Genomic DNA, 1,817 nt, shown 5'->3' on the forward strand with positions numbered 1-1,817 from the left:
GTAGTTAATCATAACTTAACTCAGATAAAAGGCAGTTTGCAGTTTATCTCTTTGATTACCAGAATATCTTCAAAATTGAAGCAAATCATTGCTTAATTTATGACTAAAAAAAGGAAAAAAATCACCGTGAATGAAAATGTGAATGAAAATGAACAGAATCAATCAAATGAAGATACTACACAAAATCAACAGGTAACAACAGATACTGAAACAGTAGAAAATAAAACTGATGCAACAGGAAGAATAGTAATTATCACCGGAGATAAAGGAGGTGTAGGTAAATCCACATTTGCAAGGGGATTACTGCATTTATATATCAACAAACAGCTAAAATATTTGGCTTATGACTCAGATCATCGCAATGCCCAATTGTATAGACATTACGACTCAGCACAACCTGGAGTCAAGCTACTTGATATTTTCACAAGAGGTGGTGCAGATGACTTACTAATAGACCTAGAAAAAGAACTTCCCCCATTGGTATTAGTAGATTTACCTGCCCAGTCAGGTCTGTTTTTTGAGAATTTTGAGAAAGACTTGGGTGTATTTGATGCCGTCAAAGGCTTAGGATACAGAGTCACAATGGTAAGTGTATTATCTAGGGTAAAAGACTCAGTAAATATATTACGAATTCTTCACAAATATTGTGGCGATCGCGTTGATTATGTAGTTGTGAAAAATCTATTCCACGGTGAAGCTGATAAGTTTGAACGCTACGACAATTCAGATACTCGTACCACACTTTTGGTAGATGGTGCGGTAGAAATTAAAATGCCAGATTTGTTTTTCAAACCCTATGACTATATTGATGAAAAGAACTTGACTTTTAGTGAAGTTTTAGAAGATAAACAAGCCAACATTGTCATTAAATCTCGTGTATCAGCTTGGTTGAAAGAATTTGAGCAAAGCGTGTTGAATGCTAATGAATTATTGGGGATAAAAGAAAATGCAGTCATCACAGATCAAGCCGCATAGCCAAAATAATCCAGGAATTATCCCCAATCCTAAACGACTGGTAATGACAGTTGGTGATGCTAGAGTAGGTAAGTCAACAACAGCACGTTTGTTGATAGAGATTTATCTAGAATCGCAACTAAATCTCAGAGTTTACTACAGTGGTAATCGCAATAAGTTATATGCCTATCAGCTATTATTACCTATTGCTCAATTGCCCTTAACCCAAGGTGGTGCAGACCAATTATTAATTGATTTAGAGACTTTTTCTGATGTGCAAATAGCTTTGAGTGATTTACCAGGACAAAGTTTTGAAGAATTCCGACAATTTGCCGAAGAAGTCATGCTTTGGGATGCGATTGCTCAATTAGGTTATCGTATAACCTTTGTACATCCAATTTCCTATCGGAGAGATTGTACGGATTATCTACAAGAGCTTTTTAATTGTTATGGAAATAAAGCAGACTACATCATTATCAAAAATCTGTATTTTGGTGACGAATTTCCTTACTATGATGGTTCTAATATTCAACAGCGTATCCAAGCAAGTGGAAACAATGAGTTATATTTGGGCAAGTTATGGAGAGATACTTATGAATTATTAGAATCTCTGGATTCACCTTATAACTATGCCCTCCAAAACTCTGAAATAGATTTTATGAACCGTTCTCGTATCTTTAATTGGATGGAAGACTTTGGTAAACAAATTAAGGATAATAAACATATTGGGGAATTATTGGGTTTATTGAATATTACATCCTCATTGGATTTACCCAACCAATTAATTAACGACTTCTAAGTTTTAACAACCTACAAAAGTCAGAAATCAAAAAAAATTAGAGTTTAGAATCAACCTTCAAAGT

At 34.5% G+C, this 1,817-nt stretch carries 2 protein-coding genes; both read left to right on the forward strand.

Features of this window, described 5'->3' with window-relative positions:
* Window positions 1-99: 99 nt before the first annotated feature.
* On the forward strand, window positions 100-975 hold the full coding sequence (locus tag IQ228_RS25645; protein WP_193964946.1) for a chromosome partitioning protein ParA: 876 nt from the start codon (window positions 100-102) through the stop codon (window positions 973-975).
* Window positions 947-1,753, forward strand: a complete 807-nt coding sequence (locus IQ228_RS25650) for a hypothetical protein (RefSeq protein ID WP_193964948.1) — start codon at window positions 947-949, stop codon at window positions 1,751-1,753. Before IQ228_RS25645 ends, IQ228_RS25650 begins: the two co-directional genes overlap by 29 nt.
* The last annotated feature ends 64 nt before the right edge of the window (window positions 1,754-1,817 follow it).

It is taken from the genome of Dolichospermum sp. LEGE 00246 (genome assembly GCF_015207865.1).
Taxonomy (GTDB): Bacteria; Cyanobacteriota; Cyanobacteriia; order Cyanobacteriales; family Nostocaceae; genus Dolichospermum; species Dolichospermum heterosporum.